General features: G+C 36.9%; 2 protein-coding genes and 1 pseudogene. All 3 read left to right on the top strand.

What is annotated here, in order from left to right; translation table 11 throughout:
- Positions 1 to 222: pseudogene (locus ACFINZ_RS09860) on the top strand (hypothetical protein); the annotation flags it as partial.
- Positions 223 to 346: 124 nt separating this feature from the next.
- Positions 347 to 682, top strand: a complete 336-nt coding sequence (locus tag ACFINZ_RS09855) for a Rha family transcriptional regulator (protein ID WP_375635163.1) — start codon at positions 347 to 349, stop codon at positions 680 to 682.
- Positions 683 to 691: 9 nt separating this feature from the next.
- Positions 692 to 1,109: antA/AntB antirepressor family protein (locus ACFINZ_RS09850; protein ID WP_375701421.1), on the top strand; the 418-nt coding region annotated here is incomplete at its 3' end.

Raw genomic sequence — 1,109 nt, 5'->3', positions numbered from 1 at the left:
CCTTCTGAGAATAATTGTGAAGATATCTCTGAAGAAATTGCAGAAGCATATGTAAAAGAAAATATCGAACATCTCCACGAGGAGAGTAAAGTTCATGACTTTGTACTCGAAAGTGATGCTTACCAAGAACTTTTAGACGAGATCGCAGACGAAAAATATAATGATGAGATTTACGGTACTTATGAACAACAACACCGTTTGCGTCCTTGTGATGTGCTTTAAAATTCTTAAGGGCGTTTGAAAAAGCGCCCCCTTTTTCCCATCAATCCCACCCAATATGAGGTCCGTAATGGAAAAGCTAATTGCTATCCAGCAAAATACAAACAAACACGAAACAATTCCAACCATGTCTAGCATTGAAATTGCAGAGTTATGCGGTAAAAGACATGGCCATGTAATGCAAGATATTCGTAAACTATTTAGCGAACTTAAAATCGACCTGAGTAATTTTGCTGGATTATACAAAGATTCAACAGGTCGTACTCTTCCTTGTTATCATCTTCCTAAACGTGAATCTCTTATTGTCATTTTAGGTTATAACACTGTGTTACGCGCAAAAATCATAGATTATTGGAAAAAATTAGAAGAGCAAGCAGCTAATCCCCAAATCGATTTTTCGAGACCTGAAATACGAGCAGCTATCATGATGCATCTTAAAAATAAAATTAAACAGACTGCATAGGAGTTCATCATGAACACTCCCATAGAGATTAAAGAACAAATCATTGATCAGGAAATAGTTCAAACAGTAAATGCACGTGATCTGCATGCATTCTTAGAGGCAAAACGTGACTTTTCAAATTGGATTAAGGACCGTATTACCAGATACAATTTTATAGAAGGACAAGACTTTGTAAAAACACAAGATTTGCGGTCGCCAAATTTGGCGAGCGCAAAATCTAGGGCTGTTATCGCGATTAACTACTATCTCACACTTGATAGAGCCAAAGAACTTTCTATGGTGGAGAACAATAAGAAAGGGAGAGAAGCCCGTTTATACTTTATCGAATGTGAAAAGCGTGTAAAGCAAGTAGTAACACCACAAATCGACTATTCAAGTCCAAAGGCTATGATTGGCTTTTTGAATTACCTACAAGGTCAAATAGATC

Source organism: Bartonella sp. AA81SXKL, assembly GCF_042196945.1.
Lineage (GTDB): Bacteria > Pseudomonadota > Alphaproteobacteria > Rhizobiales > Rhizobiaceae > Bartonella.
This window is presented reverse-complemented; position numbering and strand designations above follow the sequence as displayed.

Bases quoted from the DNA above. Each gene is read 5' to 3' on its own strand.
- ACFINZ_RS09855 (WP_375635163.1), top strand. From the start codon at position 347: ATGTCTAGCATTGAAATTGCAGAGTTATGCGGTAAAAGACATGGCCAT.